The organism is Pseudomonas sp. Rh2, assembly GCF_040762985.1.
In the GTDB taxonomy this organism is placed as follows: domain Bacteria; phylum Pseudomonadota; class Gammaproteobacteria; order Pseudomonadales; family Pseudomonadaceae; genus Aquipseudomonas; species Aquipseudomonas taiwanensis.
In genome coordinates, this window is the sequence record NZ_CP142890.1 from 2,075,973 (window position 1) to 2,101,738 (window position 25,766).

22 protein-coding genes are annotated in these 25,766 nt (G+C 63.3%); 20 read left to right on the forward strand and 2 right to left on the reverse strand.

Going from position 1 to position 25,766, the window contains the following annotated elements:
• Positions 1–6: 6 nt before the first annotated feature.
• From VXM67_RS09435 to VXM67_RS09450, 4 genes are all read left to right on the forward strand, one after another.
• Positions 7–840: an alpha/beta hydrolase gene (locus VXM67_RS09435; protein WP_367237638.1), complete on the forward strand. Its 834-nt coding sequence runs from the start codon at positions 7–9 to the stop codon at positions 838–840.
• Positions 841–943: 103 nt separating this feature from the next.
• Complete coding sequence (locus VXM67_RS09440; RefSeq protein ID WP_023379432.1) at positions 944–1,378, forward strand: thioesterase family protein; 435 nt, start codon at positions 944–946, stop codon at positions 1,376–1,378.
• Positions 1,379–1,429: 51 nt separating this feature from the next.
• Positions 1,430–2,401 (forward strand): tRNA-dihydrouridine synthase, encoded by a 972-nt coding sequence (locus tag VXM67_RS09445; RefSeq protein ID WP_023379433.1) that lies wholly within the window; start codon positions 1,430–1,432, stop codon positions 2,399–2,401.
• Positions 2,402–2,565: 164 nt separating this feature from the next.
• A complete protein-coding gene (locus VXM67_RS09450) occupies positions 2,566–3,009 on the forward strand; it encodes an Hsp20 family protein (RefSeq protein WP_023379434.1) in 444 nt (147 codons plus the stop codon).
• Positions 3,010–3,060: 51 nt separating this feature from the next.
• Here the strand turns inward: VXM67_RS09450 and VXM67_RS09455 are convergent, their stop codons facing one another.
• Positions 3,061–6,357 carry a PAS domain S-box protein gene (locus VXM67_RS09455; protein WP_023379435.1) on the reverse strand — a complete coding sequence of 1,099 codons (3,297 nt, stop codon included), beginning with the start codon at positions 6,355–6,357 and terminating at the stop codon, positions 3,061–3,063.
• Positions 6,358–6,419: 62 nt separating this feature from the next.
• Positions 6,420–7,298 carry a LysR family transcriptional regulator gene (locus tag VXM67_RS09460; RefSeq protein WP_023379436.1) on the reverse strand — a complete coding sequence of 293 codons (879 nt, stop codon included), beginning with the start codon at positions 7,296–7,298 and terminating at the stop codon, positions 6,420–6,422.
• Between the two features lie 127 nt (positions 7,299–7,425).
• On the opposite strand from VXM67_RS09460, the gene leuC reads away from it, so the two are divergent.
• The 16 genes from leuC (at position 7,426) to VXM67_RS09540 (ending at position 25,609) form a co-directional block, all read left to right on the forward strand.
• A complete protein-coding gene (gene leuC / locus VXM67_RS09465; protein ID WP_023379437.1) occupies positions 7,426–8,859 on the forward strand; it encodes a 3-isopropylmalate dehydratase large subunit in 1,434 nt (477 codons plus the stop codon).
• On the forward strand, positions 8,856–9,500 hold the full coding sequence (gene leuD / locus VXM67_RS09470) for a 3-isopropylmalate dehydratase small subunit (RefSeq protein WP_104882809.1): 645 nt from the start codon (positions 8,856–8,858) through the stop codon (positions 9,498–9,500). Before leuC ends, leuD begins: the two co-directional genes overlap by 4 nt.
• A gap of 87 nt (positions 9,501–9,587) precedes the next feature.
• A complete protein-coding gene (locus VXM67_RS09475) occupies positions 9,588–10,352 on the forward strand; it encodes a class I SAM-dependent methyltransferase (protein ID WP_027907532.1) in 765 nt (254 codons plus the stop codon).
• A 54-nt stretch (positions 10,353–10,406) separates the two neighbouring features.
• On the forward strand, positions 10,407–11,489 hold the full coding sequence (leuB, locus tag VXM67_RS09480; RefSeq protein WP_023379440.1) for a 3-isopropylmalate dehydrogenase: 1,083 nt from the start codon (positions 10,407–10,409) through the stop codon (positions 11,487–11,489).
• A 63-nt stretch (positions 11,490–11,552) separates the two neighbouring features.
• Positions 11,553–12,665: an aspartate-semialdehyde dehydrogenase gene (gene asd / locus VXM67_RS09485; protein ID WP_023379441.1), complete on the forward strand. Its 1,113-nt coding sequence runs from the start codon at positions 11,553–11,555 to the stop codon at positions 12,663–12,665.
• Positions 12,666–12,829: 164 nt separating this feature from the next.
• Positions 12,830–13,834 carry an aspartate-semialdehyde dehydrogenase gene (locus VXM67_RS09490; RefSeq protein WP_023379442.1) on the forward strand — a complete coding sequence of 335 codons (1,005 nt, stop codon included), beginning with the start codon at positions 12,830–12,832 and terminating at the stop codon, positions 13,832–13,834.
• 70 nt (positions 13,835–13,904) lie between these two features.
• A complete protein-coding gene (locus VXM67_RS09495) occupies positions 13,905–16,616 on the forward strand; it encodes a FimV/HubP family polar landmark protein (RefSeq protein ID WP_367237639.1) in 2,712 nt (903 codons plus the stop codon).
• A 151-nt stretch (positions 16,617–16,767) separates the two neighbouring features.
• A complete protein-coding gene (gene truA, locus VXM67_RS09500) occupies positions 16,768–17,622 on the forward strand; it encodes a tRNA pseudouridine(38-40) synthase TruA (protein WP_202675988.1) in 855 nt (284 codons plus the stop codon).
• A gap of 60 nt (positions 17,623–17,682) precedes the next feature.
• Positions 17,683–18,303, forward strand: a complete 621-nt coding sequence (locus VXM67_RS09505; RefSeq protein ID WP_023379445.1) for a phosphoribosylanthranilate isomerase — start codon at positions 17,683–17,685, stop codon at positions 18,301–18,303.
• A gap of 220 nt (positions 18,304–18,523) precedes the next feature.
• On the forward strand, positions 18,524–19,417 hold the full coding sequence (gene accD / locus VXM67_RS09510) for an acetyl-CoA carboxylase, carboxyltransferase subunit beta (RefSeq protein WP_023379447.1): 894 nt from the start codon (positions 18,524–18,526) through the stop codon (positions 19,415–19,417).
• Entirely contained in the window at positions 19,417–20,703 is a 1,287-nt protein-coding gene (gene folC / locus VXM67_RS09515) for a bifunctional tetrahydrofolate synthase/dihydrofolate synthase (RefSeq protein WP_027907529.1), read from the forward strand. Before accD ends, folC begins: the two co-directional genes overlap by 1 nt.
• A 4-nt stretch (positions 20,704–20,707) precedes the next feature.
• Positions 20,708–21,379: an SPOR domain-containing protein gene (locus tag VXM67_RS09520; protein ID WP_023379450.1), complete on the forward strand. Its 672-nt coding sequence runs from the start codon at positions 20,708–20,710 to the stop codon at positions 21,377–21,379.
• A 127-nt stretch (positions 21,380–21,506) separates the two neighbouring features.
• Entirely contained in the window at positions 21,507–22,064 is a 558-nt protein-coding gene (locus VXM67_RS09525; RefSeq protein ID WP_023379452.1) for a CvpA family protein, read from the forward strand.
• A 42-nt stretch (positions 22,065–22,106) separates the two neighbouring features.
• Positions 22,107–23,612, forward strand: a complete 1,506-nt coding sequence (gene purF, locus VXM67_RS09530; protein WP_023379454.1) for an amidophosphoribosyltransferase — start codon at positions 22,107–22,109, stop codon at positions 23,610–23,612.
• Between the two features lie 15 nt (positions 23,613–23,627).
• Positions 23,628–24,839, forward strand: coding sequence for an O-succinylhomoserine sulfhydrylase (locus VXM67_RS09535; protein ID WP_023379456.1), 1,212 nt, complete (start codon positions 23,628–23,630; stop codon positions 24,837–24,839).
• Complete coding sequence (locus tag VXM67_RS09540; protein ID WP_023379457.1) at positions 24,836–25,609, forward strand: SDR family oxidoreductase; 774 nt, start codon at positions 24,836–24,838, stop codon at positions 25,607–25,609. The genes VXM67_RS09535 and VXM67_RS09540 overlap by 4 nt, the downstream gene beginning before the upstream one ends.
• The last annotated feature ends 157 nt before the right edge of the window (positions 25,610–25,766 follow it).

Here is a 25,766-nt window from a genome sequence, read left to right on the forward strand (position 1 = left end):
AAGGCGATGACTACCCTGAGCTGGATTCGTGGCGTCAATGGCACCCTGGGTCATCTGGCCCCCGAACACATCGCCGGCAAGATGCGCCGCGCCTTCATGACCCCGCGCAACCTGCCGCCCAAACCGTGGGAGTTGCCCTTGCTGGCCAATGCCGAGCGCATCACCCTGCGTTTCGGTTTGTCGGCGTTGCGCTGGGGCAAGGGGCCGACCGTGTTGCTGATGCACGGTTGGGAGGGGCGGCCGACCCAGTTTGCCGCACTCATCGAAACCTTGGTGCAGGCCGGGCATACCGTGGTATCGCTGGAAGGGCCGGCTCATGGGCGTTCGCCCGGCCAGCAGGCCCATGTGGTGTTGTTCGCGCGCGCATTGCTTGAAGCCGCTGCCGAACTGCCCCCTTTGCGCGCGGTGATCGGCCATTCCATGGGCGGAGCCAGTGTGCTGCTGGCATTGCAGATGGGGTTGCGGGCCGAGGCGGCGGTCAGCATCGCCGCACCTGCGCAGTTGCTGGGTGTGTTGCGTGGCTTCGCCCGGCGTCTTGGCCTGCCGGCACGGGCCAGGGCCGCTTTCATTCGCCAGGTCGAGCGGGATGTGGGGATGCAGATTGCCCGCTTGGACGTCAGCGCCTACCAGCTGGAACTGCCAGGGTTGGTGGTGCACGCCGCCGATGATGCGCTGGTGTCCGCCGATGAGGCGCAGATCATTCACAAAGCCTGGTTCGACAGCCGCCTGATGCTGCTAGAGGAAGGAGGGCACCAGCGGGTGCTGGCCGATCCGCGGCTGAGTGAAGCAGTGCTCGAATTGCTGGCCGGCGCCGGCACTCCCGCGCGGCAAAGCGCCTGAGCTTCCGTTACACTGCCCGCTCATCGACCGGCCCTGCTGTCGGGGCCGGCTTGCCGGCGATATGGCCGGTACAGGCAACCCATTCTTTATCAAGGAAAAGGGCATGAGCTGGGACCTGGCAACACCATTCATCATCGACCTGCGCGTCGGCACCGAGGACATCGACGGTCTCGGCCATGCCAATAACGCGGTTTACGTCACCTGGCTGGAGCGCTGCGCCTGGCGCCACTCCCAGCGCCTGGGGTTGGATTTGGCCGAATACCGGCGTCTTGACCGGGCCATGGCGGTCGTTCGGCATGAAATCGACTACCTCGCTGCCGCCTATGAAGACGATGAGCTGCAACTGGCGACCTGGATCATCGACTGGGATCAACGTCTGCGCATGACCCGTCGCTTTCAGCTCAAGCGCCCGCGGGATGGCGTCACCCTGCTCCGCGCCCAGACCACCTTCGCCTGCATCGAGCTGTCCAGCGGCAAGCCCAAGCGCATGCCGGCGGAGTTTCTCGACGGCTACGGCCCGGCGCTGATCGGTGCCTGACCCGGCGGCGTTTTTTGCTAGACTGCGGCCTTTTCCCGCCGAGACCCAGAAATGCAAATTGCCCTGGCCCCCATGGAGGGGCTGGTCGACAACATCCTGCGCGACGTCCTGACCCGAGTGGGCGGCATCGATTGGTGCGTCACCGAGTTCATTCGCGTCTGCGACCGCTTGTTGCCGGCCTCGTCCTTCGACAAGCTGGCCCCGGAGCTGCGCAGCGGCGCTCGCACCGCGGCCGGGGTGCCGATGCGTGTGCAATTGCTGGGGTCCGACCCGGTATGCCTGGCCGAAAACGCTGCGCTGGCCTGCCAGTTGGGGGCGCCAGTGATCGACCTGAACTTCGGTTGCCCGGCCAAGACGGTCAACAAGTCGCGGGGCGGTGCCGTGCTGCTCAAGGAGCCGGAACTGCTCCATGCCATCGTCCGTGAGGTAAGGCGCGCGGTGCCTGCGCACATTCCGGTAACCTCCAAGATGCGTCTGGGTTTCGATAGCCCTGATGGCGCGCTGGAGTGTGCCACGGCCTTGGCCGAAGGTGGTTCGGCGCATCTGGTGGTCCATGCCCGAACCAAGGTCGAGGGCTACAAGCCGCCGGCCCATTGGGAATGGGTGGCCAGGGTGCAGGATGTGGTCGAGGTGCCGGTGTTCGCCAATGGCGAGATCTGGACCGTGGACGATTGGCGACGATGCCGCGAGGTCAGCGGCGCCGAAGACATCATGCTGGGTCGTGGCCTGGTCTCGCGTCCGGACCTGGCGTTGCAGATCGCCGCAGCGCGCGATGGCCGCGAGCTCCAGCCGATGTCCTGGGAGGCGCTGTTGCCGTTGCTGCGCGAATTCTGGCGTCAAGCCCAGGCCAAGTTGTCGCCGCGCTACGCGCCGGGGCGCATGAAGCAATGGTTGGCGATGCTGACCCGTAGTTACCCGGAGGCGGTGGTGTTGTTCGCCGAGCTGCGGCGCGAGGATGATTGCCAGCGGATCAGCCGGTTGCTCGGGGTCGAGGTGCCCGCGTTCGAGGAATGCGTGGCTTGATGCGTCCCTGTCGCCGGCTTGCCGGCGATACTGTTTTCAGCCCCCCTAAAATTTTTTTTGCCTACCCCTTGAAAGCCTTTTCCCCGGACATATTTCTTGAGTACGCGATGCCGAAGTCGGGTCGCGCAATGACTTACTTGCTGAAATCTCAGGAGTTTATGACCATGACTAGCGCTTTCTCTCTTGCACCACTGTTCCGCCATTCCGTTGGTTTCGACCGTTTCAACGACCTGTTCGAATCTGCGGCGCGTAACGAGGCGGGTAGCAGCTACCCTCCCTACAACGTAGAAAAACATGGCGATGACCACTATCGTATCGTGGTTGCAGCGGCCGGTTTCCAGGAGCAGGACCTCGACCTGCAAGTCGAAAAAGGCGTCCTGACCGTCACCGGTGGCAAACGCGAAAACACCGCAGCGGAAGTGACCTACTTGCACCAGGGCATTGCCCAGCGCGCCTTCAAGCTGTCGTTCCGCCTGGCTGACCATATCGAAGTCAAGTCCGCGGGTCTGGCCAACGGCCTGCTCAGCATCGACCTGTTGCGCATCGTGCCGGAAGAAGCCAAGGCCAAGCGCATTCCGATCAATGGCGACACGCCAGCGCTGAACTGAGTGCTGCATACACTCAAGAAAGGGCACCCGTAGCGGTGCCCTTTTTTTGTCTCAGTAATTGGCAGGCGCCTCGAGCAGCAGCTGACGAAACTCAGGCAAGGGCAGCGGCCGGCTGTGCAGGTAGCCTTGATACAGGTGGCACCCCAGCAATTCGAGAAACTCCAGTTGCTCGGTCAGTTCCACGCCTTCGGCGATTACCGCCAGGTCGAGGCTGCGGGCCATGGCCACGATCGCGCGGACGATTTCGGCATCGTTGGGGTCGTCCGGCGCATCGCGCACGAAGGTCTGGTCGATCTTCAGTGCATCCACCGGCAGGCGCTTGAGGTAGGTCAGCGACGAATAGCCCGTTCCGAAATCATCCATGGCAAAGCTCACGCCATAACGCTTCAGCTCGCGCATCTTGCTGATGGTGTCTTCAAGGTTTTGGATGACGATGCCTTCGGTGATCTCCAGCTTGAGCATATGTCGCGGCAGGCGGTAATCGTCCAGGCTGCGTAGCACGCGTTCGACGAAGTCGTTCTGGCGAAACTGCCGGGGGCTGATGTTCACGCAGAGGCTGAAGTCGTCGGGGTCGACCAGGCCATCTTCGAGCATGCGTGCACAGGCATCGCAGGCTTCGTCGAGAATCCAGCTGCCAACTTCAAGAATCAGGCCGCTTTCTTCAAGCACCTGGATAAATTGCGTTGGTGCCTGCTGGCCCAGTTGCGGGTGGTGCCAGCGCAGAAGCACCTCGGCCCCGACGATCCGGTTGTCGCGGGCATCGACCTGGGGTTGGAAGTGCAGGGCGAGTTCGCCACGCGCCAGGGCCAGGCGCAGGTCGTTTTCCATCCGCAACCGCTCGCTGGCGGCTTTCTGCATGGTCGTGTGGAACAGCTGCGTCGTGTTGCGCCCGGAGTCCTTGGCGCGGTACAGGGCAATGTCGGCGCGCTTGAGCAGGTCGGCTGGGGTCGCGCCATGGTCGGGAATCAGCGCTACGCCAATGCTCGGCGTGACCTGCAGCCGTTGGCCGTCCAGCGACATGGGCTCGGCCAGCAGCTCGCGCAGGGTGTCGGCCAATTCACGGACCTTGTGCTCGACCACCTCACGGCTGCCCTCCAGTCCGCTGAGCAGCACCACGAACTCATCGCCTCCCAGGCGCGCCACGGTGTCTTCCAGGCGCACGCTGGCCTCCAGGCGAGCCGTGATGATCTTCAGCACGGTGTCGCCCACCGGGTGGCCGAGGGAGTCATTGATGTGCTTGAAGTGGTCCAGGTCCAGGAACAGCAGTGCCCCGCGCAGGTTGTGGCGCTTGAGCAGGGCGATCTGCTGACTCAGACGGTCCATCAGCAGGGCGCGGTTGGGCAGGTTGGTCAACGGGTCGTGGTAAGCCAGGTGCCGAATCTGCGCCTGGGCATTCTTCAACTGGCTCACGTCGCGCGCGGTCAGCAGCAGGCATTCGACTTCGTTCAGGCTGATCGGCTCGACCGACACTTCCACCGTCAGGATATCACCGCGTTTGTTGCGCCCAAGCATCTCCCGGTGGTGGACCCGGCCACGCTCGCGGAGTTCGCCGAGCAAGGCGCTGCGCTGCTTGTCGTCGGCCCAGATCCCCAGTTCGTGGACGCTGCGGCCAATCACTTCGGCGGCGCTGTAGCCGGTCAATCGGCAGAAGCCGTCGTTCACCTCCAGGTAACGACCGCTATGGCGTTCGGTGATGGTGATGGCATCCGGGCTGGAGTGGAACGCCTTGGCGAACTTCTCTTCACTGGACTTGAGCGCGGCCTCGGCCCGTTGCTGCTGGGTGATGTCGCGCAGCGTCGTGACGCTGCAGGGCTGCCCATCGACGGTGATCAGGCAACTGGAAATCACGCATGTCAGCGCTGAGCCGTTACGGTGGTTGACCACCACGGCCACATTGTTCAGCGCCCGTTCACGGATGACCCTTTCGATGCGCTGGGCGCGCTCGGAGGTCTCGGCCCACAGGCCGATCTGCTCGGCCGTGCGGCCGATCACCTGGTCGGCGTCCCAGCCAAAGGTCTGGGAAAAGGCCCGGTTGACCTCGATGAACTGGCCGGTGTCCTGGCGGGTGACGCAGATCGGGTCCGGGCTTACCTGGAACAGGCTGGCGAATTTTTCTTCCGAAGCGCTCAGGCGCTGTTCGCGTTCGACCTGGTCGGTGATGTCCAACAAGGTACCGGCCATGCGAAACGGGTTGCCCTGTTCGTCGCGATACAGCCGGGCGCGGCTCTCGATGTAGCGTGAGGCGCCGTTTTCCAGCTGTACCCGATAGGTGATCTGGTAGTTGCCCGCCGGACCTTCGCGCAGACTGCGGTAAGCCTGGCGCATGCTGTTGCGTTCCTGCTCCGGTACGCCTTCGAAGAAGGAGTCGAACGATTCGTGGAAGGGGACAGGGTCCAGGCCGTGCAATTGCGCGGCGCGGGCCGAGCCGTAGAGCATGCCGCTGGGAATGTGCCAGTCCCAGGTGCCCAGTTGAGCCGAGTCCAGGGCCAGGTCAAGGCGCTCCTGGCTGTCCTTGAGGGCCTGCTCGGCACGTTTGCGTTCAGTGGTGTCGACGAAGGTGCTGATCAGGTAGGTGACGCCTTCCAGCTCGATGCCCTGGGTGCACAGGATGCCGTCGTGGATCTTGCCGCTGCTGGCGCGAAACTGCACTTCCAAGGTCAACGGGCCGCCATTGGCACGGGTGGCCTCCAGTACCTGGTGGCGTTGCTCTGGGTTTACCCAAAGGCCCAGCTCGAAACTGGTCTTGCCGATCACCTGGCTACCGGGCCAGCCGAACATGTCTTCGAAGTGCTGGTTGACCTCGAAGATCATGCCGTCATGGCGTCGGGTCAGCAAAATTGCGTTGGGGCTGAGGTGGAACAGGGTGGCAAAGCGCTTTTCCGAGTTGATCAGCGCTGTTTCACGGTCGCGCTGGCGCGTGATCTCGCGGATCACCCCGATCATCTGCGGGCGGCCATGGCGGTCGCGGGTCAGGCTGCCATTGATTTCCAGCCAGTGCAGGCTGCCGTCTGGCCAGCGGATGCGGTGGCGCATGGCCTGCTCCACCGGCTCGCCGTTGACCACCGCCTGGAAGGCCTGGCGGGTGCGGGCGCGATCCTCTTCTGGCAGTAGGTCGAGGTAGTCGATGTCGATGGGCAGCGGGCGTTGTGGGTCGAAACCGAACAGCGCCTGGGTTCCGCGCGACCAGCTGACCCTGCCGCTTTCGATATCCCACAGCCAGGCCCCCAGGTGGGCGCCGTTGAGCGCGGCAAGCAGTTGCGGAGCATTTTGCCAGGCCTGTTCCGACTCCTGAGGGTCGGCCGCCGAAATGCGCGGCAGGCGCGGAAAGCGGTTTGCTGATTTGGGCATCGGTACCAGACCTTTGGCGTGTGACGCGTCCTTGAAGTTGGAAGTGCCGGGCTGACGACCGGTCAGGCGGACCCTGCGTGGCTGTCGAGAAGAGCCATGAAGGCCCTGGCCGCGTTCGATAGCGTTCGCTCCGTGTGCAAAATGTAGCCTAGCTGGCGCGACAGCTGTATGCCGGGCAAGGCGATGGGTGCGACCTGTTCATCCAGCATAGTACGGGGCAGCACGCTCCACGCCAGACCAATCGAAACCATCATCTTGATGGTCTCCAGGTAGTTGGTGCTCATGGCGATGTTCGGGGTCAGGCCCTGGCTTTCGAACAGCCGCTGGACGATGTGGTGGGTGAAGGTGTTGCCGCCGGGGAAAACCGCCGGGTGGCGGGCGACGTCGGCCAGACTGACCGCCGTGTCGCGGGCCAGGGGATGCTCCGGCGCCGCCACGAAGTCCAGGGCATCGTCCCAGACCGGTACCGCCTTGATCAGGTGATGCGGCTCGGGTGCCAGGGTGATCACGGCAATCTCGGCGCGCCCATGGAGGATTTCATCGTAGGCCGCTTCCGAATCCAGGAACTGAATATCCAACGCCACCGCCGGGTACTGGCGGGTAAACACCCGTAAAAGCGGAGGCAGACGATGCAGGCCTATGTGGTGACTGGTGGCAAGGGTCAGGCGACCGCTCACCTCGCCGGTCAAATTGGTCAGCGCACGTCGGGTATCATCCAGTACGTTGAGGATCTGGTAGGCGCGTGGCAGCAGGGCCCGCCCGGCCTCGGTCAGGGTCACTTCTCGGCCCAGGCGGTCGAACAGACGCACGTCCAGTTGCTGCTCGAGTCCGGCGATGCGTTTGCTGACGGCCGGCTGAGTCAGGTGCAGGCGTTCGCCAGCCCCCGAAAAGCTGCCGGTCTCGGCGATGGCGATGAAAGCGCTGAGGTTGGCCAGGTCCATTCGAATTCCCGATGGTTATGCGAAGCATGAAAATTATGAATTTGAGTTATTCAATCTATCGCCATAGCATCGTCCGTACAAGCCAAGGGGTCTTTGGCATAGAAAGACGCTGATGAGGAACAGTCTGATGGCTGGCAAAACGCTCTACGACAAACTCTGGGAAGCCCATGAGGTCAAGCGCCGTGATGACGGCTCGTCCTTGATCTACATCGACCGCCACATCATTCACGAAGTGACTTCGCCCCAGGCCTTCGAAGGCCTGCGCCTGGCGAACCGCAAGCCGTGGCGGATCGACGCCAACATCGCCACGCCGGACCACAACGTGCCGACCACGCCAGAGCGCAAGGGCGGCATCGAGGCCATCGTCGACCAGGTTTCGCGCCTTCAGGTGCAGACCCTCGACGAGAACTGTGACGAATACGGCATCGTGGAATTCAAGATGAACGACGAGCGCCAAGGCATCGTCCATGTCATCAGCCCAGAGCAGGGCGCTACCTTGCCAGGCATGACCGTGGTCTGCGGCGACTCGCACACCTCGACCCACGGCGCGTTCGGCGCCCTGGCCCATGGCATCGGTACTTCCGAGGTCGAGCACGTGCTCGCCACCCAGTGCCTGGTCGCCAAGAAGATGAAGAACATGCTGGTGCGCGTCGAGGGCCAATTGCCCGCCGGTGTCACCGCCAAGGACATCGTGCTCGCGGTCATCGGCAAGATCGGCACCGCTGGCGGTAACGGCCATGCCATGGAGTTCGCTGGTAGCGCCATCCGCGACCTGTCCATGGAAGGCCGCATGACCATCTGCAACATGTCCATCGAAGCCGGTGCCCGCGTCGGTCTGGTGGCGGTCGACGAGACGACGGTCGCCTATGTCGAAGGCCGTCCGTACGCGCCCAAGGGCGAGCAATGGAAGCAGGCCGTCCAGGCCTGGAAAGGCCTGGTGTCGGATGCCGATGCCGTGTTCGATACCGTGGTCGAGCTCGACGCCACCCAGATCAAGCCGCAAGTCAGCTGGGGCACTTCGCCCGAGATGGTGCTTGCCGTTGACCAGCGCGTGCCTGATCCGGCCGCAGAGCCGGACCTGATCAAGCGTGGTTCCATCGAGCGTGCCCTCAAGTACATGGGCCTTGCCGCCAACCAGGCGATCACCGACATCAAGTTGGACCGCGTATTCATCGGCTCCTGCACCAACTCGCGCATCGAAGATCTGCGCGCCGCCGCCGAAATCGCCAAGGGGCGCAAGGTCGCTGCCAACGTCAAGCAGGCGCTGGTCGTACCGGGCTCTGGCCTGGTCAAGGCCCAGGCCGAGCGTGAGGGCCTGGACAAGATTTTCATCGAAGCTGGCTTCGAGTGGCGTGAGCCTGGTTGCTCGATGTGCCTGGCGATGAACCCGGACCGCCTGGAAAGCGGCGAGCACTGCGCGTCCACGTCCAACCGCAACTTCGAAGGGCGCCAGGGTGCCGGTGGTCGCACCCACCTGGTAAGCCCGGCCATGGCTGCCGCCGCTGCGGTCACCGGCCACTTCATCGATGTCCGCGAGTTGATCCAAGGGAGCGCAGCATGAAAGCCTTTACCCAGCACACCGGTCTTGTTGCGCCGTTGGATCGCGCCAACGTCGACACCGACCAGATCATCCCCAAGCAGTTCCTGAAGTCGATCAAGCGTACCGGCTTTGGCCCTAACCTGTTCGACGAGTGGCGCTACCTGGATGTAGGGCAGCCTTATCAGGACAACAGCAAACGTCCGCTGAACGAAGAGTTCGTGCTCAACCATGCCCGTTACCAGGGCGCCAGCGTCTTGCTGGCGCGCGAGAACTTCGGTTGCGGTTCGAGCCGCGAGCATGCCCCTTGGGCACTCGATGAGTACGGCTTCCGCAGCATCATCGCGCCGAGCTTCGCCGACATCTTCTTCAACAACAGCTTCAAGAATGGCCTGTTGCCGATCATCCTCAGCGACGAAGAAGTCGACGAACTGTTCAAGCAGGTCGAGGCCCACCCAGGCTATCAGTTGACCATCGACTTGCAGGCCCAGGCCGTTACCCGCCCGGATGGCAAGGTGCTGCACTTCGAGATCGATGCGTTCCGCAAGCACTGCCTGCTCAACGGCTTGGACGATATCGGCCTGACCCTGCAGGACAGCGATGCGATCAAGGCCTTCGAGAGCAAGCATCGTGCGCAACAGCCCTGGTTGTTCCGTGATGCCTGAAGTTTGCAGGTGACCGTGCCGGCCCTTTCGCGGAGACACCCCGCGAAGAGGTCGGGACAGGCAATAAAAGACCAAAAGGATTGAGACATGACCCGCACCCAGCATACCGATGTGGTCCAACGCCAGTTCGGCGAACAGGCCAGTGCCTATCTCAGCAGCGCCGTGCACGCGCAGGGCAGCGAATTCGCCCTGCTGCAGGCGGAGCTGGCGGGGCGGGGCGCTGCCCGAGTGCTGGACCTGGGTTGCGGTGCCGGCCATGTCAGTTTCCAGGTCGCCCCGCAGGTAGCCGAGGTAGTCGCCTACGACCTGTCGCAGTCGATGCTTGATGTTGTGGCCAGTGCCGCCGCCGAGCGCGGCCTGGGCAATATCACCACCGAGCGCGGCGCCGCCGAACACTTGCCGTTCGCCGATGCATCGTTCGACTTCGTCTTCAGCCGGTACTCGGCGCACCACTGGAGCGACCTGGGGCTGGCCTTGCGCGAAGTGCGCCGGGTGCTCAAGCCAGGCGGCGTGGCGGCCTTCATCGATGTCATGTCGCCGGGCAGTCCATTGCTCGACACCTACCTGCAAAGCGTCGAGGTGCTGCGTGATACCAGTCATGTGCGAGACTATTCGGCCGCCGAATGGCAGCAGCAGGTCAGCGAGGCTGGCCTGCACGTGCGCAGCCACACCCGCCAGCGCCTGCGCCTTGAGTTCGGCTCGTGGGTCGAGCGCATGCGCACCCCTGAGCCGCTGCGTGTGGCCATCCGCCAATTGCAGCAGGCCATGGGCGAGGAAGTACGGCAGTATTACCAGATCGAAGCAGACGGCTCGTTCAGCACCGATGTCCTGGTGATGTGGGCCGAGCGCTGAGTTTTTTACGGCGAGGCTGATCGGGCCGCGCCGCTTGAATGGATAGAGGAAAGCATGAGCAAGCAGATTCTGATTCTCCCAGGTGATGGTATCGGCCCGGAAATCATGGCCGAAGCGGTCAAGGTGCTGGAGCTGGCCAACGACAAGTTCCAGCTGGGCATGAGCCTGCAACACGATGTGATCGGTGGCGCGGCCATCGACAAGCACGGCGTGCCGCTGGCCGACGAGACCCTGGAGCGTGCGCGCAGTGCCGATGCCGTGCTGCTGGGTGCCGTTGGTGGCCCGAAATGGGACAAGATCGAGCGTGACATCCGCCCTGAGCGCGGTCTGCTGAAGATCCGTTCGCAACTGGGCCTGTTCGCCAACCTGCGTCCGGCCATCCTCTATCCGCAACTGGCCGATGCCTCTTCGCTCAAGCCCGAAATCGTCGCCGGCCTGGATATCCTCATCGTGCGTGAGTTGACCGGCGGTATCTACTTCGGTGCCCCGCGCGGTCAGCGCGAGCTGGAAGGTGGTGAGCGCCAGGCCTACGACACCCTGCCGTACAGCGAAAGCGAAGTGCGCCGCATCGCCCGTGTCGGCTTCGACATGGCCCGCGTGCGCGGCAAGAAGCTGTGCTCGGTGGACAAGGCCAACGTGCTGGCGTCCAGCCAGCTGTGGCGGGAAGTGGTCGAGGACGTGGCCAAGGACTACCCGGACGTCGAACTGAGCCACATGTACGTCGACAACGCCGCCATGCAACTGGTGCGTGCGCCCAAGCAGTTCGACGTGATGGTCACCGACAACATGTTCGGCGACATCCTGTCGGATGAAGCTTCCATGCTGACCGGTTCCATCGGCATGCTGCCTTCGGCGTCGCTGGATGCCAACAACAAAGGCATGTACGAGCCGTGCCACGGTTCGGCTCCGGACATCGCTGGGCAGGGTATCGCCAACCCACTGGCGACCATCCTGTCGGTGTCGATGATGCTGCGTTACAGCTTCAACGAGCAGGCAGCCGCCGACGCGATCGAGAAGGCGGTGAGCCTGGTGCTGGACCAGGGGCTGCGTACTGGCGACATCTGGTCGGCCGGTTGCAGCAAAGTCGGTACGCAGGAAATGGGCGACGCAGTAGTCGCAGCGCTGCGGAATCTGTAATCTCTCTGGCCCGCCACCGTTTTTGGTCGGTGGCGGCCCACTTTTAGCAAAGGTGTAGTTGCGATGAAACGTGTAGGTCTGATCGGTTGGCGCGGTATGGTCGGTTCCGTGCTCATGCAGCGGATGCTGGAGGAGCAGGATTTCGACCTGATTGAGCCGGTGTTCTTCACCACCTCCAATGTCGGTGGCCAAGGTCCGAACGTGGGCAAGGAAACTGCTCCGCTCAAGGACGCTTATTCGATTGAAGAACTCAAGACCCTCGACGTCATCCTGACCTGCCAGGGCGGCGACTACACCAATGAGGTCTTCCCCAAGCTGCGTGAGGCCGGCTGGCAGGGCTACTGGATCGACGCCGCTTCGTCCCTGCGTATGCAGGATGACGCGGTGATCATCCTCGACCCGGTCAACCGCAAGGTCATCGACCAGCAGCTCGATGCCGGTACCAAGAACTACATCGGTGGCAACTGCACCGTCAGCCTGATGCTGATGGGCCTGGGTGGCCTGTTCGAAGCCGGTCTGGTCGAGTGGATGAGTGCCATGACCTATCAGGCGGCCTCGGGTGCCGGTGCGCAGAACATGCGCGAGCTGATCAAGCAGATGGGCGGTATTCACGCAGCCGTTGCCGATGACCTGGCCAATCCGGCCAGCGCCATTCTCGACATCGACCGCAAGGTTGCCGAAACCATGCGTGGCGAAGCTTTCCCGACCGAGAACTTCGGCGTGCCGCTGGCTGGCAGCCTGATCCCGTGGATCGACAAGGAACTGCCGAACGGACAGAGCCGTGAAGAATGGAAGGCCCAGGCCGAGACCAACAAGATCCTCGGTCGCTTCAAGAGCCCGATCCCGGTCGATGGCATCTGCGTGCGCATCGGAGCCATGCGCTGCCACAGCCAGGCGCTGACCATCAAGCTGAACAAGGACGTGCCGCTGGCCGACATCGAAGGCCTGATCAGCCAGCACAACCCTTGGGTGAAACTGGTGCCCAACCAGCGTGAAATCAGCATGCAGGAGCTGAGCCCGACCAAGGTGACCGGCACCCTGAACATTCCTGTAGGCCGTCTGCGCAAGCTGAACATGGGCTCGCAGTACCTGGGCGCGTTCACCGTGGGCGACCAATTGCTGTGGGGCGCCGCCGAGCCGCTGCGTCGCATGCTGCGGATCCTGCTGGAACGTTGATCGCGCTGGCTCGACCGAAAAACCCGTACTGGAGCCAGTGCGGGTTTTTTTATGGGCGGGCAGGCAGCTTCGTGGCACGGGCCCCACGCAAAGGCCAGCACAGACAAACGCCTGCAATCCAAGTAAAGTGCCGCCCCCGCCGTTTCAGCAAAAGGATTCTCTTCATGACCCACCCCTTGGATATCGCCGTGGTCGGCGCCACCGGTAGCGTCGGTGAAACCCTCGTACAGATCCTCGAAGAGCTGAGTTTTCCGGTAGCGACCCTGCATCTGCTGGCCAGCATGGAATCGGCGGGCAGTAGCGTCATGTTCGCCGGCAAGAAAATCAAAGTCCGTGAAGTCGACAGTTTCGATTTTGCCCAGGTCAAGCTGGCCTTCTTCGCTGCCAGCCCCGCCGTTAGCCGCAGTTTCGCCGACAAGGCGCAGCACGCGGGCTGTACTGTCATCGACCTGTCCGGTGGGCTGGATGATGCGCTGGCGCTGGTGCCCGAAGCCAATGCCGAGCAAATCGCCAAACTGAAGCTGCCGGCTCGCATTTGCAGCCCCAGCACATCGGCTGTCGCGCTGGCGGTGGCATTGGCGCCCCTGAAGGGCTTGGTGGATATCGAGCGGGTGCAGGTCATGGCGTCGTTGGCGGTGTCTGCCCAGGGGCGTGAGGCGGTCAACGAGCTGGCCCGGCAAACCGCCGAGCTGCTCAATGCCCGGCCATTGGAGCCGCACTTCTTCGACCGTCAGGTAGCCTTCAACCTGCTGGCGCAGGTCGGCGCGGCCGATGAGCAGGGTCACACGGCCGTGGAGCGTCGCCTGGTCAGCGAGTTGCGGGTGCTGCTGGGGCAGCCCCAGCTGAAGATTTCCGTGAGCTGTGTTCAAGTCCCGGTATTTTTTGGCGATAGCTTCAGTGTGGCCGTGCAGAGCCGTCGTCCGGTCGATCTGGAGGCAGTCAAGCAGGCGCTCGAGGCCGCTGGCAGTATCGAACTGGTCGAGGATGACGATTATCCCACCCCGGTGGGTGACGCAGTGGGTCAAGACGTGGTCTATGTTGGTCGTGTACGCCATGGTATTGACGAGCCAGAGCAGCTCAACCTGTGGCTGACCACCGACAACCTGCGCAAGGGCGCTGCACTCAACGCCGTGCAGGTGGCGCAATTGTTGATAAAACACATGGCGTAAAAGATACTGGCGAGCACTTTTGTCCTAAACCTGCGCAGGTTTTGGGACGATTCATACAAGGGAAGAGGTCATGCTTCGAATTCGCAAACTGGTTCTGGCCATGGCGGCAGCGTCGGCGCTGTCGTCTGGCATGGCGAACGCGTTGGGTTTGGGAGAGCTGACCCTCAAGTCGGCCCAGAACCAGCCGTTGGACGCCGAGATCGAGCTGCTCGATGTGCGCGACCTCACCGCTGCCGAAGTGGCGCCGAGCCTGGCGCCGCCAGAAGAGTTCAGCAAGGCCGGGGTCGAATACCCAGGCTACCTGGAGGACCTGACTTTCACCCCGGTGATCAACCCCAATGGCAAGAGTGTGCTGCGGGTAACCTCCAGCCAACCGTTGCCAGGCTCGGTGGTGAAGTTCCTGGTGCAGGTGATGTGGCCGCAAGGCCGTCTGCTGCGCGATTACAGCGTTCTGCTCGACCAGGCCAAGGCCCAGGGCGAACAACCGGCAGCGGCCAATGTCGCTCCGGCGGTCAGCAGCGCCAGCCGCTATACCACCAAGCGTCGTGACACCTTGTGGCAAATCGCCGCGCGGCACACCCAGGGCGGTTCGGTGCAGCAAACCATGCTGGCGATCCAGGCGCTGAACCCGGACGCGTTCATTGGCAACAACATCAACCAGTTGAAGGTCGGCCAGGTCCTGCGCCTGCCCGACCAGCAGCAGATCCAAAGCATTCCCCAGGGAGAGGCAATTCGCGACGTGGCCGAGCAGTATGCGGCCTGGCGTGAGGGCCGGCGCCTGGGGCCACGTGCCCGGCAGTTGGATGCCACGCGGCGCGGTGCTGCCGAAGCCACTCCGGCGCGTATCGCCCAGGGTGACAACCTGCGTCTGGTCAGCCCGGGTAGCCAGGCCGGTGCTGGCAGTGCCAAGGCCATCAGCGACAAGTTGGCCGTGGCCCAGGAGAGCCTGGACACCAGCCGTCGGGACAACGAAGAGCTCAAGAGCCGCATGGCTGACCTGCAGAGTCAGTTGGGCAAGCTTGAGCGACTGATTCAGCTGAAGAATGACCAGTTGGCCCGCCTCGAAGCGCAGAATGCCGCCGATGCTGCGGCCCCTGCTGCGTCTCTGCCGGGCGAGCCTGCGCCGGCACAGCCTGCGGCAACGCCGCAAGCGACTCCGGGCCAGCCCGTGGTGGCGCCAGCGCCTGCGGCGGTCGACACCGCGCCTGAGCCAGCGCCTGAAGTGGCGCTCACGCAGGGGGCTCAGCGGGGCGTGCTGGATGATGTGATGGGTAACCCACTGCTGCTGGGGTTGATCGCAGGCTCGGCATTCCTGGTAGTGCTCCTGCTCCTGCTGCTTCTGGCGCGCAAGCGCAAGGCGCAGCAGGAAGCTGAGAAACACCTGCGCATGGCGCGTGCGCTAGCCGAAGAGGGCGAGCGCGGCAAGGACTTCGACCTGCCTTCGAGTAGTTTCGATGAGCTGGAAGTCTCGGCGCCCAGCGTGACGCTGGCGCCTGCCGTGGTGGCCGCATCCGCCGCTGCCGCCGCCGCTGCGGAAAAACCAGCCGCTGCCGTCGTAGTCGAGGCCCAGCAGAACCCGCATGCCAGCCTGCTGGCAGAAGTCGAGCAGTGCATTGGCCTGGGGCGCTTGAACCGCGCCGCCGACCTGCTGGAAGCCGCGATCGCTGCCGAGCCTGCACACGACGATCTGCGTCTGAAGCTGATGGAAGTGTACGCACGTCAGGGCGACCACAGCGCATTCGTCGAGCAGGAGCACAAGCTGCAGGCTAACGAGGCCAACTCCGCTCAGGTCGGTGCTCTCAAGGAGCGCTACCCGGCGATGCTGGGCATGGCTGCCGGGCTCGGGGCCGCCGCCCTGGCCGCCGAACTTGACGAGCAGTACGTGCAGGACCTGCTGCAAGACTCGCCAGAGACCTCCAGCGTCGTCGAAGAAGCGTCGCAGCCTGTTGCCGATGCCGAAGCGTCTCCAGTCGATCCTGAACCTGAGCCTCAAGCGCAGGTAGAGCCTGAAGTCGAAGCCGTCGCGCAAGAGCCGGCCCAGGCTATCCCGGATCCGGACGGTGACTTCGATTTGAGTCTGAGCGATGACCTGCCGCTGGAGGATCCGCTCGAGCCACCCATGCTCGACGAAGCCTCCTTGCTCGATCCGGTGGTCGAAGCTGAGCCTGAGATCACTGCCGACGTTGTCCAGGAAGTGGCTTCGCAGCCTGCCGAGACCGATGCCGATGATGATTTCGAAGCGCTGCTGGCCCAGGCCCAGGCATCGGCCGAGCCGCAAAGTGTCGACGATCTGGCCGACTTCGACCTGGATGTCGGCGAGCCGGCTGTCCCGGCTGCCGAGGAAACGCCCGTGGATGTCGCGGCAGAACTCGCCGCGTTCGACGCCATGCCGGAGTTCGACCCGATCTCCGAGCTGGAGCTGCCTGAAGACTTCGACCTGTCGCTGTCGCTGAACGACGACTCGCCGGCGGCAAAGCGTTTTGCCTCGGAGCTCGATGACGTCAACGCAGAGTTGGACAAGTTGTCGCAGAACCTGGAGTCGCCCTCGCTCGAGCCTCACTTCACGGCCGAAGATGCAGCGGCGGAGCCTGCGCCACTGGATGACCTGGACTTCGATTTCTTCTCAGGCGCCGATGAGGTGGCCACCAAGCTCGACCTGGCGCGCGCTTACATCGACATGGGTGATCACCAGGGAGCCCGCGACATCCTCGACGAAGTGGTCAAGGATGGCGACGATACCCAGCGTCAGGAAGCCGAGGAAATGCTGTCCCGGCTGGTGTGACTCCGCATGCGCAGGCCCCTTCAGGCCCCGGCTCGCAGGCGATAGGGACGGTCCAGGCAACAACTTCCTGTGAACCCAAAACGGCAGCCCAACACGGCTGCCGTTGTCGTTATAATCCCCGCCAATCGTACTACCCACAGGTTTCAGGTTCTTGGACATCATCGATACCGCCGCCTCCGAATCGGCCGCCGAAGGCTTCACCCGCATTGCCCTGGGGGTGGAATACAAGGGCTCGCGTTACCGTGGCTGGCAGCGTCAGGCCAGCGGCGTGCCCAGTGTTCAGCAGGCGCTGGAACAGGCACTGTCGAAGGTCGCCGACGAGCCGATCACAGTGGTCTGCGCCGGGCGTACCGACGCCGGTGTTCATGGTTGCGGCCAGGTCGTTCACTTCGACACCCGCGCCGTGCGCGATGAGCGGGCCTGGACCTTGGGCACCAACTTCAACCTGCCCCATGACATCAGCGTGGTCTGGGCACGGCCAATGCCGGCGGACTTCCATGCCCGTTTCAAGGCCACTGCCCGGCGTTATCGCTACGTCATCTACAACGACCCGATTCGCCCCGCGCACCTGGCGGAGGAAGTGACCTGGAACCACCGCCCGCTGGATGTGCAGCGCATGGCCGAGGCCGCCCAGTGCCTGCTGGGCACCCACGACTTCAGCGCCTTCCGTGCCAGCCAGTGCCAGGCCAAGTCGCCCATCAAGCACATCCATCACCTGCGGGTGACCCGCCATGGGCAGATGATCGTGCTGGATGTGCGCGCCACGGCATTCCTGCATCACATGGTGCGTAACATCGCTGGCGTGCTGATGACCATCGGCGCTGGCGAGCGGCCAGTGAGCTGGGCGCGGGAGGTGCTGGAGGGGCGCAATCGACGCGAAGGTGGTGTCACGGCGCACCCTTATGGGCTGTATCTGGTACAGGTCGAGTACCCGGAGGCGTTCCCGTTGCCGCGACGTTACATCGGTCCACACTTTTTGACCGGCTACGAGGCCTTGGCAGACTGACGGGTGAAAAGTCATTTGCTACCATCTGGCCTTTAACCGATCACTCAGGGTTCGCAGTCCATGAGCAACGTTCGCAGCAAGATATGCGGCATTACCCGCATTGAAGACGCACTTGCGGCCGCCGAGGCTGGCGCCGATGCCATTGGCTTCGTCTTCTATGCCAAGAGCCCGCGTGCCGTGGATGTGCGCCAGGCGCGCGCCATCATTGCCGAACTGCCACCCTTCGTGACCACGGTCGGGTTGTTCGTCAATGCTTCGCGCTGCGAGCTGAACGAGATTCTCGAGGTGGTGCCGCTGGACCTGCTACAGTTCCACGGCGATGAAACACCTGCCGACTGCGAGGGTTACCATCGCCCCTGGATCAAGGCCCTGCGCGTGCGCCCGGGGGATGATCTCGAGGCGGCCTGCCAGCTTTACGCAGGGGCGCGCGGCATCTTGCTGGACACCTACGTGGCCGGCGTCCCTGGTGGTACCGGCGAGGCCTTCGACTGGTCGCTGGTGCCGGCCCGGCTCAGCAAACCGATCATCCTGGCAGGCGGTCTGTCGGCGGAAAACGTCGGCCAGGCCATCGCCCAGGTACGGCCTTATGGGGTGGATGTCAGTGGTGGGGTAGAGCAGGCCAAAGGCATCAAGGATGCCGCGAAAATCGAAGCCTTCATGCGCGCGGTCAAGCAGGCATGAAGGTGGATGTGACGGCAGGCCGAGCGCCATCGTCCATAGCTATCGCAGCCCTGCGGGGCGACCGCCGGAACATCCGCGGTCGAATGACAAATTGAAGGTGGAGCGGTGCGCAGCCAGGCCTGCGACCGGTCCGTCATCGTTTCATAGAAGAATGTGAGCTCAAGGGCAAGGCAAGGCCGGCTTGGCCGGTCATTGCCCGCCGATACTGGAGAAAGAAAGCATGAGCAACTGGTTAGTCGACAAACTGATCCCTTCGATCATGCGTTCCGAGGTGAAGAAGAGCTCGGTGCCTGAAGGCCTGTGGCACAAGTGCCCGGCTTGCGAGGCCGTGCTGTATCGTCCGGAGCTGGAAAAGACCTTGGATGTCTGCCCCAAGTGCAACCACCACATGCGCATCGGCGCTCGCGCCCGCATCGACATCTTCCTCGATCCGGAAGGTCGCGCAGAACTGGGTGCCGAGCTGGAGCCGGTCGACCGCCTGAAGTTCCGTGATGGCAAGAAGTACAAGGACCGCCTGGCGGGCGCGCAGAAGCAGACTGGCGAGAAGGATGCGCTGATTTCCATGAGCGGCACCCTGATGGGCATGCCGATCGTGGTCAGCGCCTTCGAATTCTCCTTCATGGGTGGCTCGATGGGCGCCATCGTCGGCGAGCGTTTCGTCCGTGCGGCCAACTACGCCCTGGAAAACCGTTGCCCGATGGTCTGCTTCTCGGCCTCCGGCGGTGCACGCATGCAAGAAGCACTGATCTCGCTGATGCAGATGGCCAAGACCTCGGCTGTGCTGGCGCGCTTGCGTGAAGAAGGCATTCCGTTCATTTCCGTGTTGACCGACCCGGTCTACGGGGGTGTTTCCGCCAGCCTGGCAATGCTCGGCGATGTCATCGTTGGTGAGCCGAAGGCACTGATCGGCTTCGCCGGTCCGCGCGTCATCGAGCAGACCGTGCGCGAAAAACTGCCGGAAGGCTTCCAGCGCAGCGAGTTCCTCCTGGAGCACGGCGCTATCGACCTGATCATCCCTCGTGGCGAGCTGCGTCCGCGCCTGGCTCGTCTGCTGGCGCAGATGACCGGCCAGGAAACGCCAGCACAGGCGCGTGAGGCGGCTGCGGTCGCGTGATGACAGAGCGCAACCTGGGCGAGTGGCTCGCCTACCTCGAACAGTTGCACCCTACGGCCATCGACATGGGGCTGGAGCGTTCGCAGAAGGTGCTTGCCCGGCTGGCGCTGGGCAAGCTGGCGCCACGCGTGGTGACCGTGACTGGCACCAATGGCAAGGGCTCGACCTGCGCCTTCGTGGCGTCGATGCTGCGTGCCCAAGGGCTGAAGGTGGGCGTGTACAGTTCGCCACACCTACTGCGCTACAACGAACGGGTGCTGATCGACGGCCATGAGGCCAGCGATGAGCAGCTGTGCGACGCCTTCGCCGCTGTCGAGGCGGCGCGGGGCGAGATTTCCCTGACCTATTTCGAGATGGGTACCCTGGCCGCGTTCTGGTTGTTCCAGCGCTCGGCACTGGATGCCGTCGTGCTTGAAGTGGGGCTCGGTGGCCGTCTGGACACCGTGAACGTGGTCGATGCCGATCTGGCGTTGGTGACCAGCATCGGCGTGGATCATGTCGACTACCTGGGCGATACCCGCGAAAAGGTGGCGTTTGAGAAGGCCGGTATCTTCCGCGCTGGCAAACCGGCGCTGTGTGGTGATCTGGACCCGCCGCAACCGCTGTTGGACAAGGCCGTCGAGCTGGCGGCGCCGATGTTCCTGCGTGGCCGCGACTTCGACCTGGCCAGCGCCGATGACGCCTGGCATTGGCGGGGTACCACCGCCGATGGGGCACAGGTAGAGCTGCGCAATCTGCCATTGCTCGATTTGCCGATGGAAAACGCCGCCTTGGCCTTGCAGGCTTACCTGCTGATGGGGTTGCCATGGGATGCCGGGCAGCTTCGCCAGGCGTTGCTCGACACCCGCATCACCGGGCGTCTCGATCGTCGTTCGCTGATCTGGAAGGGTAAGCGCGTCGAGTTGCTGCTGGACGTCGGGCACAACCCTCACGCTGCCGAGTACCTGGCGCAACGTCTGGCGGCTCGCCCGCCGCAAGGACGTCGTCTGGCGGTGTTTGGCCTGCTTGCCGACAAGGACCTGCCGGGTGTTGTCGCGCCGTTGCAGGGCTTGGTCGATGACTGGGCGGTGACGCCGCTGGCGACCCCGCGCAGTCGTCCGGCCGCCGAGTTGCTCGCAGCCTTGACGAACCTCGGCGCGACGGTGAAGTCTTACGCCAGTGTTGCCGATGCCCTGGAAGGGCAGTGCGCGCACGTGACGTCGAATGACCAGATTCTGCTGTTCGGTTCGTTTTTCTGTGTCGCCGAGGCCCTGGAATGGCTGGAGCGGCAGGCCCCGGAGGCTTGATTAGATGGCTGTGCTGGATAAAGGGATGAAACAGCGTATGGTCGGTGCGCTGGTGTTGGTGGCATTGGCAGTGATCTTCCTGCCGATGCTGTTCACCCGCGAGGATGAAATGCGCCAGGTCCAGGTTGAGGCTCCGCAGGCGCCGGCCATGCCGACCTTGCCGCAAGTGCAGGTCGAGCCGGTTGCCGTGCCGGAGCCGCAACCTGTGCCGGAAGAGCCTCAGCCAGCGCCGGTGGTGGTCAATGAGTCCACTGCGCCGGTCACCACCCCAAGCCAGCCGATCACGCCTTCGCCGCAGACCCAGGCCCAGACCAAGGCACAGACGCCAGTGCCGGCGCCTGCGGCTGCACCGGTTGCCAAGGCTGAAACCCGACCGGCGGCTTCTCCCGCCCCGGCACCAGCCGCTTCGGCACCCTCGAAGATCGACGTTAATGGCCTGCCGGTGAGCTGGTCGATCCAATTGGCCAGCCTGTCCAACCGCGCCGGTGCCGAGAGTTTGCAGAAAACCCTGCGCAGTCAGGGCTACAACGCCTACATTCGTTCGGCCGGTGGCATGAACCGGGTGTATGTCGGGCCAATGATCGAGCGTGCGGAGGCCGAGCGCCTGCGTGACACGATCAATCGGCAGCAGAACCTCAAAGGCTTTGTGGTGCGCTTCCAGCCGGAGCGCAGCTGATTTTGCCGGGGCTGCCTTGCAGCCCATCGCCGGCAATGAGTGCATCGCGAATCACCCTGACATTCCGCTTACCCCAAGCCCGCCGCTCTGGTAAAATGCGCCGCCTCAAACGTCTGCAGGCAGCACCGTGGCATTTACCTGGGTTGATTGGGCGATCATTGCGATCATCGCCATTTCCTCACTGATCAGTCTCAAGCGCGGCTTCGTCAAGGAAGCCTTGTCCCTGCTCATCTGGATCATTGCCGGGGCGGTCGCCTGGATGTTCGGTGGGTCGCTCTCGGTGTATCTTGAGAGTTATATCCAGACCCCCTCGATGCGCACGATTGCAGGCTGCGCCATTCTGTTCGTCGCCACCTTGCTGGTGGGGGCCATGATCAACTTCCTCATTGGCGAGCTGATCCGCGTGACCGGGTTGTCCGGCACCGATCGTTTCCTCGGCATGGCGTTCGGCGCCGCGCGCGGGGCCTTGCTGGTGGTGGTGGCCATCGGGCTGCTCAGCCTGGGGCCGGTTCAACAAGATAGCTGGTGGCAGGAATCACGCCTGATACCACAGTTTCTATTGGTCGCTGACTGGTCGAAAAACCTGATCATGGGTTTCACCGGTCAGTGGATGTCCAGTGGTGTGATCAGCGCACCGGCTGATCTTCCGTTCAAGGAACAGTTGCTCGGGCCCACCAAGCCCTGAGTGCTATTCACTCAAGTTTCATCAAAGTAGGGGTTGCGTCGCATGTGTGGCATCGTCGGTATCGTCGGTAAGTCGAACGTCAATCAGGCGCTGTATGACGCGCTAACGGTCCTCCAGCACCGCGGCCAGGACGCTGCCGGTATCGTGACCAGCCATGACGGCCGGTTGTTCCTGCGCAAGGATAATGGCCTGGTGCGCGATGTCTTCCAGCAGCGCCACATGCAGCGCCTGATCGGCCACATGGGTATCGGTCACGTGCGCTACCCGACCGCGGGCAGCTCGACCTCGGCTGAGGCCCAGCCGTTCTACGTCAACTCGCCGTACGGCATCACCCTGGCACACAACGGCAACCTGACCAACGTCGAGCAGCTGGCCAAGGAGATCTACGAGTCCGACCTGCGTCACGTCAACACCAACTCCGACTCGGAAGTGCTGCTGAACGTCTTCGCCCATGAGCTGGCGGTGCGCGGCAAGCTGCAGCCGACCGAAGAGGACGTGTTCGCTGCGGTTTCCCACGTGCACAGCCGTTGCGTGGGTGGCTATGCGGTGGTGGCGATGATCACCGGTTACGGTATCGTCGGCTTCCGTGACCCGAACGGTATTCGCCCGGTGGTCTTTGGCCAGCGTCATACCGACGAGGGCGTGGAATACATGATCGCTTCGGAAAGCGTTGCCCTCGACGTGCTCGGTTTCACCCTGATCCGCGACCTGGCGCCGGGTGAGGCGGTGTACATCACCGAGGAAGGCCAGCTGTACACCAAGCAGTGCGCCACCAATCCGCAACTCAAGCCGTGCATCTTCGAGCACGTTTACCTGGCCCGCCCCGACTCGATCATGGACGGTGTCTCGGTGTACAAGGCGCGCCTGCGCATGGGCGAGAAACTTGCCGAGAAGATCCAGCGCGAGCGCCCGGATCATGACATCGACGTGGTCATCCCGATTCCGGACACCAGCCGCACCGCGGCGTTGGAGCTGGCCAACCACCTGGGCGTCAAGTTCCGCGAAGGTTTCGTCAAGAACCGTTACATTGGCCGTACCTTCATCATGCCTGGCCAGGCTGCGCGCAAGAAATCGGTCCGTCAGAAGCTCAATGCCATCGAGCTGGAGTTCCGTGGCAAGAACGTCATGCTGGTCGACGATTCGATCGTGCGTGGCACCACCTGCAAACAGATCATCCAGATGGCGCGCGAAGCTGGCGCCAAGAACGTCTACTTCTGCTCCGCAGCCCCTGCGGTGCGTTACCCCAACGTCTACGGCATCGACATGCCGAGCGCTCACGAGCTGATCGCCCACAACCGTACCACCGAGCAGGTGGCCGAGTTGATCGGCGCCGACTGGCTGGTCTACCAGGACCTGCCAGACCTGATCGAATCGGTCGGTGGCGGCAAGATCAAGATCGAGCACTTCGATTGCGCGGTGTTCGACGGTGAATACGTCACCGGCGACATCGACGAAGCCTATCTGGACCGTATCGAACAGGCCCGCAACGATGCGGCCAAGGTCAAGAATCAGGCAGTCAGCGCGATCATCGACCTCTACAACAACTGATTTGGGAGCGACGGCATGACGGATCAATGGGATGCCGGACGACTGGACAGTGACCTCGAGGGTGTCGGTTTCGACACCCTGGCGGTGCGCGCCGGTCAGAGTCGTACACCGGAGGCCGAGCACAGCGAAGCGCTGTTCCTGACCTCCAGCTATGTCTTCCGCACGGCTGCCGATGCAGCCGCGCGCTTTGCCGGTGAAACCCCGGGCAACGTCTATTCCCGCTATACCAACCCCACGGTGCGGGCGTTCGAAGAGCGCCTGGCGGCCATGGAAGGCGCTGAGCAGGCCGTGGCGACTTCAACGGGCATGTCGGCGCTGCTGGCGGTGGTCATGTCGCTGTGCAGTGCAGGCGACCACGTGCTGGTCTCGCAGAGCGTATTCGGCTCGACCATCAGCCTGTTCGAAAAGTACTTCAAGCGATTTGGCGTACAGGTGGACTACGTGCCGCTGGCGGACCTAGGCGGTTGGGAGAAGGCCCTCAAGGCCAACACCAAGCTGCTGGTTGTCGAGTCGCCGTCCAACCCTCTCGCCGAGTTGGTGGACATCAGCGCCCTGGCCGAAATTGCCCATGCCCACGGTGCCTTGCTGGTGGTGGACAACTGCTTCAGTACGCCGGCGTTGCAGCAGCCACTGAAACTGGGTGCCGACATCGTCTTCCACTCCGCCACCAAGTTCATCGACGGCCAGGGCCGTTGCATGGGCGGCGTGGTTGCTGGCCGTGCCGAGCAGATGAAGGAGGTGGTGGGCTTCCTGCGCACCGCCGGGCCGACGCTCAGCCCGTTCAACGCCTGGATATTCACCAAAGGCCTGGAAACGCTCAAGTTGCGCATGCGCGCCCACTGCGAGAGTGCCCAGAAGCTGGCCGAATGGCTGGAGCAACAGGATGGCGTGGAAAAGGTGCATTACGCCGGGCTGCCGAGCCACCCGCAGCACGCGCTGGCCAAGCGCCAGATGAGTGGCTTCGGTGCAGTGGTCAGTTTCGAGGTCAAAGGCGGCAAAGAGGGCGCTTGGCGCGTCATCGACGCTACCCGGATGATTTCGATCACCACCAACCTGGGCGACAGCAAAACCACCATCGCCCACCCAGCCACCACCTCCCACGGTCGTCTGACGCCGCAGGAGCGTGAAGCGGCGGGCATCCGCGACAGCCTGATCCGGGTTGCCGTTGGCCTTGAAGACGTGGCTGATCTGCAAGCCGATCTGGCGCGTGGTCTGGCGGCGCTGTGATCGACTGGAAAGGCGGTGGGCCGGGCCATAACGGCCGGGTAGCCCTGGTGACCGGGGCCGCTCGCGGTATCGGCCTGGGCATTGCCGCCTGGTTGATTTGCGAAGGCTGGCAGGTTGTGCTGACCGACCTTGACCGCAAGCGAGGGGCCAAGGTGGCCAAGGCACTTGGGGAAAACGCCTGGTTCATCACCATGGATGTCGCCGACGAGGCCCAGGTGAGTGCCGGGGTGTCCGAAGTGCTGGGTCAGTTTGGCCGCTTGGACGCCCTGGTGTGCAATGCGGCGATTGCCAATCCGCACAATCAGACGCTGGAAAGCCTGAGCCTGGCCCAGTGGAACCGGGTACTGGCGGTCAACCTCAATGGCCCGATGCTGCTGGCCAAGCACTGCGCACCCTATTTGCGTGCGCACGCAGGGGCCATCGTCAACCTGACCTCGACCCGTGCGCGGCAATCGGAGCCAGACACCGAAGCCTATGCCGCCAGTAAAGGCGGTTTGCTGGCCTTGACCCATGCTTTGGCCATGAGCCTGGGACCGGAGATTCGTGTCAACGCGGTAAGCCCTGGCTGGATCGATGCGCGAGACCCTTCGCAGCGCCGTGCCGAGCCGTTGACCGAGGCTGACCATGCCCAGCATCCGGCGGGCAGGGTAGGGACCGTGGAAGATGTCGCGGCGATGGTGGCCTGGCTGCTGTCGCGCCAGGCGGGTTTCGTCACCGGCCAGGAGTTCGTGGTCGATGGTGGCATGACGCGCAAGATGATCTACACCTGAACCGCACTGCGACAGGGAAGGGGACCGAAAGGTCCCCTTTTTTGTTTCTCTAGCGGATCACTGCAGGAGCCGGCTTGCCGAAGATGGGCTCGCAACAGGTAGGCAAAACCCCAGGGACCGGCAAACTGTTTTTTGCCCTTTTTGAAAAAAAATTCAA

Coding starts and splice junctions, on each gene's coding strand:
- VXM67_RS09455 (WP_023379435.1), bottom strand. CDS start 6,357: ATGCCCAAATCAGCAAACCGCTTTCCGCGCCTGCCGCGCATTTCGGCG.
- leuC (WP_023379437.1), top strand. CDS start 7,426: ATGGCTGGCAAAACGCTCTACGACAAACTCTGGGAAGCCCATGAGGTC.
- VXM67_RS09505 (WP_023379445.1), top strand. CDS start 17,683: ATGAGCAACGTTCGCAGCAAGATATGCGGCATTACCCGCATTGAAGAC.
- VXM67_RS09520 (WP_023379450.1), top strand. CDS start 20,708: ATGGCTGTGCTGGATAAAGGGATGAAACAGCGTATGGTCGGTGCGCTG.
- leuD (WP_104882809.1), top strand. CDS start 8,856: ATGAAAGCCTTTACCCAGCACACCGGTCTTGTTGCGCCGTTGGATCGC.
- asd (WP_023379441.1), top strand. CDS start 11,553: ATGAAACGTGTAGGTCTGATCGGTTGGCGCGGTATGGTCGGTTCCGTG.
- VXM67_RS09490 (WP_023379442.1), top strand. CDS start 12,830: ATGACCCACCCCTTGGATATCGCCGTGGTCGGCGCCACCGGTAGCGTC.
- VXM67_RS09535 (WP_023379456.1), top strand. CDS start 23,628: ATGACGGATCAATGGGATGCCGGACGACTGGACAGTGACCTCGAGGGT.
- VXM67_RS09475 (WP_027907532.1), top strand. CDS start 9,588: ATGACCCGCACCCAGCATACCGATGTGGTCCAACGCCAGTTCGGCGAA.
- accD (WP_023379447.1), top strand. CDS start 18,524: ATGAGCAACTGGTTAGTCGACAAACTGATCCCTTCGATCATGCGTTCC.
- folC (WP_027907529.1), top strand. CDS start 19,417: ATGACAGAGCGCAACCTGGGCGAGTGGCTCGCCTACCTCGAACAGTTG.
- VXM67_RS09495 (WP_367237639.1), top strand. CDS start 13,905: ATGCTTCGAATTCGCAAACTGGTTCTGGCCATGGCGGCAGCGTCGGCG.
- VXM67_RS09450 (WP_023379434.1), top strand. CDS start 2,566: ATGACTAGCGCTTTCTCTCTTGCACCACTGTTCCGCCATTCCGTTGGT.
- VXM67_RS09440 (WP_023379432.1), top strand. CDS start 944: ATGAGCTGGGACCTGGCAACACCATTCATCATCGACCTGCGCGTCGGC.
- VXM67_RS09460 (WP_023379436.1), bottom strand. CDS start 7,298: ATGGACCTGGCCAACCTCAGCGCTTTCATCGCCATCGCCGAGACCGGC.
- VXM67_RS09435 (WP_367237638.1), top strand. CDS start 7: ATGACTACCCTGAGCTGGATTCGTGGCGTCAATGGCACCCTGGGTCAT.
- leuB (WP_023379440.1), top strand. CDS start 10,407: ATGAGCAAGCAGATTCTGATTCTCCCAGGTGATGGTATCGGCCCGGAA.
- purF (WP_023379454.1), top strand. CDS start 22,107: ATGTGTGGCATCGTCGGTATCGTCGGTAAGTCGAACGTCAATCAGGCG.
- VXM67_RS09445 (WP_023379433.1), top strand. CDS start 1,430: ATGCAAATTGCCCTGGCCCCCATGGAGGGGCTGGTCGACAACATCCTG.